At 46.6% G+C, this 5,240-nt stretch carries 4 protein-coding genes; 2 read left to right on the plus strand and 2 right to left on the minus strand.

All coding sequences use genetic code 11. The features are described 5' to 3' along the window. Window positions 1-42: 42 nt before the first annotated feature. Both A3751_RS12740 and A3751_RS12745 read right to left on the minus strand, forming a co-directional pair. Window positions 43-1,704, minus strand: a complete 1,662-nt coding sequence (locus tag A3751_RS12740; RefSeq protein WP_082863237.1) for an iron ABC transporter permease — start codon at window positions 1,702-1,704, stop codon at window positions 43-45. Between the two features lie 83 nt (window positions 1,705-1,787). Continuing rightward, window positions 1,788-2,801, minus strand: a complete 1,014-nt coding sequence (locus A3751_RS12745; protein WP_197466323.1) for a Fe(3+) ABC transporter substrate-binding protein — start codon at window positions 2,799-2,801, stop codon at window positions 1,788-1,790. 190 nt (window positions 2,802-2,991) lie between these two features. Between A3751_RS12745 and A3751_RS12750 the strand changes: the two genes are divergently transcribed. Together A3751_RS12750 and A3751_RS12755 are read left to right on the plus strand one after the other, a co-directional pair. After that, the gene (locus A3751_RS12750) at window positions 2,992-3,588 is read left to right on the plus strand and encodes a hypothetical protein (RefSeq protein WP_156492424.1); all 597 of its coding nucleotides are present in this window, start codon (window positions 2,992-2,994) and stop codon (window positions 3,586-3,588) included. 146 nt (window positions 3,589-3,734) lie between these two features. Next, complete coding sequence (locus A3751_RS12755; RefSeq protein ID WP_068456611.1) at window positions 3,735-5,090, plus strand: HD-GYP domain-containing protein; 1,356 nt, start codon at window positions 3,735-3,737, stop codon at window positions 5,088-5,090. The last annotated feature ends 150 nt before the right edge of the window (window positions 5,091-5,240 follow it).

Raw genomic sequence — 5,240 nt, forward strand, 5'->3', positions numbered from 1 at the left:
CACGTAATTGTATTTGTAACTCTTTGCTCTTCTTTTTGCTTACTATGATCTGTTGATTGATTTGTTAAGCAGTATCACCGGCACCATACCGACCAACACAATCACGAGCGCAGAGAGCGCACACTGCTCAATAAGTTCGTCTGATGCAAATTGATAGACGTGCGTCGCGAGAGTCTCAAAGTTGAAGGGTCTGAGGATAAGTGTTGCCGGCAGCTCTTTCATACAGTCTACGAACACAACCAAAAGAGCTGTTAGTGCGCCCGGTTTGATGATCGGCAGGTGCACTCTCAGGAACGTTTCCATGCTTCCTTTACCAAGCGACCTAGATGCCATGTCCATAGATTGTGTGACTTTCTCTAGGCTAGAGTCGATCGCTCCCGTCGCGACCGCTAAGAAGCGCACCGTGTAGGCAAATAAAACAGCAATGATGCTACCGCTAAGCAACAGCCCTGTGCTCACACCAAAGAACTCTCTTGCGAGGCCATCAAACCAGTTATCGAAAGCTGCAAGAGGAATAATCACACCAATTGCCAAAACGGCGCCGGGTACTGCATAACCAAGGCTGGAGATCTGAGTAAGCGCATTGGTCGCTCTGCGTCGATTTAAACGCTTGGTGTATGCCAACAGACAGCCGATCACAAGGGTTATCAGAGCCGCGCTAAAACTTAAGGTAAAGCTATTGAATGCATATGAAAAGAATCTAGGGGACCAGCTTTGTTCAAAATACTGAATTGCGTAGTTGCTAAGAATCAAAACAGGAATTAGAAACCCAAATATCACAGGGGTGGCGGCAAGTGCGCTCGCCAAGTAAGCATGTGGCCCTGTGAGTTTATTTACAGGTAAGCCAGACGTACTAGATTTGGCTGAGAAGGTTTGTTGCTGATTTCTAGAGCGACGCTCTAAATAAATCAGTAGGGTGACAGCGAGCATCATGACGGTCGCTATTTGCGCTGCACCGCCAATATTGCTCATGTTTAGCCATGTGTCGTATAAGCCCGCCGTAAGAGTTTGAATCGCAAAGTAATCGACGGTGCCAAAATCATTCAGAGTTTCCATTAACACGAGTGACAATCCTACGACGATGGCTGGTCGAGCAATAGGGAGTGAGACGCGAAAGAAAAAAGCCAATGGGCTAGAACCCAGGCTGCGAGCAGCGTAGTAAAGCGAAACGGATTGTTGCATAAAGGCTGCACGGGCAAGCATATAGATATAAGGGTACAGTGTCAGCGCCATTAAAATAATCGCGCCCGCCATGCTACGGACTTCTGGAAAAAAATAATCGCGGCTTGTCTGCCAACCAAAAAGCTCCCTTAAGGATGACTGAAGAGGGCCGGCATACTCAAGAAAGTCGGTGTAGACATATGCAATGACATACGCTGGCATTGCGAAAGGAAGCAGTAATGCCCAGTTAAATATGCGTTTTCCTGGGAAATCGTAGTGGCTTATTAGCCAGGCGGATCCGATGCCAATTAAGACACTTAGCGTCCCGACGCCCGTCATTAATATGAGCGTGTTTTCAATGTAAACAGGTAGAACGGTATTCAGCAGGTGGGGCCAGATATTGTCGTCGGGAAAGGCCGCTAAATAGATGACTGATGCGATCGGTAGTAAAACGATGGTTGCGACAAGAAGAGCGCTCGCAAACCAAGAGTGTTCCGTTCGAAAGGTAGGAGTTTGCCAACGCTTTAAAGAGGATGTAGTCAACGTGTTAGGCTTTTAATGTTATGACTGAGCACAGCATTATAATCGAAAAGCGACCAGATAGGCCGCTTTTCGTCATCTTCTGTTTATTGATCAAAGCCTACTTTATCAACCAATTGAGCCGCCGCTTTGCGTAAGCTAGCGATTTTGCTCAGTGGCAGTTCATCCGCTTTAAAATCGCCCCATGACGCAACCAATTTGCTTGGTTTAACGCTTGGATTCACTGGGTACTCATAGTTTTGCTCTGCGTACATGGTTTGAGCTGCATCGCCTGTCAAATACTCCATTAGCTGAATAGCATTCTGTTTGTTTGGAGCACTTTTTGTCAGCGCCATACCACTAATGTTGACGTGAGTGCCACGCTCTTCCGTGTTCGGGAAGGTGATTTGAACAGCTTCCGCCCACTTGATTTGCTCTGGATCGTTAAGCATTTTTCCCAAGTAATAATTGTTACCTAATGAAAGGTCGCAAACGCCTTCGTAGATGGCTTTTACTTGAGCTCGATCGTTACCTTGAGGCTTTCGAGCAAGGTTTGATTTTACACCGCGAAGCCAAGTTTCCGCTTCTGCTTCTCCGTGATGAGCAATCATCGACGCGATAAGCGCAAGATTGTAAGGGTGCTTCCCGCTGCGCGTGCAGATCCGGCCTTTCCACTTTGGATCTGCCAAATCTTCATAACGCTGAATTTCTGCAAGGTTTACACGCTCTTTTGATGCGTAGACAGATCGTGTTCGCGTCGTCAAACCAAACCACATATTATCCGGATCGCGATATTGGGCAGGAATATTCTTGTTTAGAACGTCCGACTCGACTGCCTGGGTGAGCTCGTTTGCAACAACTTCGTTCAAGCGTCCAATATCCACAGTGAAAATGAGGTCGGCCGGAGAATTGGCGCCTTCTCGTTTCAATCGCTCAGCCAAGCCTTTTTTTGCGAACACAACATTGACCTCAATGCCTGTCTCGTCGGTAAAGCCTTGAAAAAGAGGTTCAACAAGAAATGCTTGGCGGTAGGAATACACATTCACCTCTTCCTTAGCGAGCGCAGGGAGCGCCACTGCCGTAATCATGAGGGAGACTAGTGTTTTAACCATAAAACGCATTGATGTTTTCCTTTTTGCTAATGAGAATGATTTTCAATACTACGTTCATTTTCAAATAAATCAATAGTCGCTGGATGATTTTTTTAAATTTGGTCAAAGCGTAAATCTTGTTTGCCCTTATACTTCGTACTATATCTCTGATTTATCGACAAAAAATTTGGGCAGTATGGTTTTTAAAAAGATAGCAAAAGTGAGTTTTCTGATGGTTTGTGTGGTTCTATTTCAGGGCTGTGCGACATCGAGAACGACCACTCACTATGGGTTTTTTGAGGCAGAAAACTCAGCAGGGGAGCTGCGCCAGTTTCGTTTGATTTGGGAAGTCATAGAGGTGGAAGGTTTTAATGACCGCCGGCGTTATAGCACTCCGTTGATGCTGGAAACGCAATGTAGTGAGCGGGTTTTGCGATTTTATGACGAGAATTACCGTTCCCAACGCTCCTGTATGGCAAGCGATGAGCTGGGTATCGCTTTTTGTGGAGCTCCAGGGTTAGATATTGATCATCGGGCTTTGCCGATCGAACAAGGCAAAGCCTGTGCTTATGCGAGTGATGCGAGAGGTTCCGCAGAAATTACCTTGTTGCGCGACGAGGTCCAGATAACTATGCGTTGCCAGCCGAAGAAAACTCAGGAGAGGCAAGGGCGAAAATGGATCAATCAGGATTATTTAAAGCCGTCTGTTATACCCTATGTAGTCGCCACGAAAAGTGTCGCGGGCAGTGACAGAGACGGTCACGTTCCAAAGCTTTGGAATCACTCTTCTGTTTGCGATCCGGATCAGGGCCGTTAAATTTTGCAAATTAGTCCACATTTTTGCTTTAAAACAGCCTGTAATTACCTGAAGTAACACGGGGTTACACTGGGCAGTGGTATTCGCTGTGCCTAGGTCCATAATTGGGGTGAACAACCTTTATTTGGATTTTTGAGTAAGAAGTCATGGCACTAGAGCGAATCAAAACCAACGTTCGTGAATTGAAAATAGGCATGTTTGTCTCGGAGCTAGATTGTCCGTGGCATAAAACGCCGTTTCCAATTCAAGGCTTTATCGTAAAGTCCAAAGAAGAGATGCGATCGCTGCAAAAGTTTTGTGAGCATGTTTTCGTCGATGCGAACCAATCTGAAGAGAGAGATTCGTCCGTTGAGCATGCCGTTTCGAGCGTCGCGTCGCGCGCGGATCAATCTGGTTCTGCATCATCTGCAAGGAAGCGCTCTAATGCTGCCGTAGATGTTTCCAAAGTCGTCGAAGCAACACCTCTTGTCGTTAAAGACCCCAAGCAATATCAAGTTGCGGCATCCTTACCCAAGGAAGCTGCAAGAGTCCAAAAATTGTACGGCCGAATTAACGACTCTGTCCGTGAAGTATGTGCGGCAGTTGATCGGGGTGAAGAGATTAATGTGGAAGATATTCAGGGTATCGCGGTGAGCATGGTGGTCAGCGTGGCTCGAAATCCTGATGCGCTGGTTTGGCTTTCAAAGATGGATCAAGATGACGAGTTTGGTTATCAACACGTGGTTCGTGCTTCTATCTGGGCGTTGGTTTTTGCGAGACATCTTGGGCTAAGCAAGAGTTTAATGAAAACGCTCGCTATTGGTGTACTGCTGTCACATGTCGGCAAAACGAAACTAGAGCCTGCTCTTCGGGATCCTCAAGCTTTGAGCGATGATCAAATGCAGGATTACCAGCGCTATGTGGAGTTGGGTCTTGCCGAGCTATCGAGCGCAACTGATCTTGGAGATGGTGTTCTTAGTGTTGTTGAGTTTCATGCTGAACGTAATAACGGCTCTGGATTTCCGAAGGGGGTGACGGGGGAGCGCATTCCATTACTCGCTAAAATTGCTGGCTTGGTGGACTGCTATCAGGACATGATTACACCGCGTGGCGATAGGCTTGGTCTTTCTCCAAAAGACGCGGTCTCTTTTTTGTATGAGCAACGAAATATTTTATTTCAAAAAGACTTGGTTGAACGTTTTATTGAGGCAATCGGTGTCTTCCCTACGGGCACTCTGGTCGAACTTAATAGCAACGAAGTTGGCATTGTGACGGGGCACAATAGCGAACGTCGCTTGCTGCCCAAAATTATCGTTGTGACGGACGCAACCAAAAACAAGCTGAAAGCGGGCCGCCGGGTTGACCTTCTTGAGTGGAACGCCAGCCAAAAACCACAACACGCGCTGTATATCAAAGACAGCTTACCAAAAGGCGCGCTCGGTATTGACGAGAATAGTTATCTGTTGACGGGCGCCACCTCTAAATGGAGCCTGAAGCATATGGTGTCGAGCTTAACGAACTAACTTGCTCGGTATGAAAACTCGATACTAATTCTGCATTAACGCTGCACTCACTCCGGATTTATTTTCTACTAAACCGCCTCTTTTCTGGTAATGTCCGAGAAATCTTCTTGAATTCTCGGTCTTGTTATTCGGTGTATGCTTGATGTCTAG

Source organism: Oleiphilus sp. HI0080 (genome assembly GCF_001635135.1).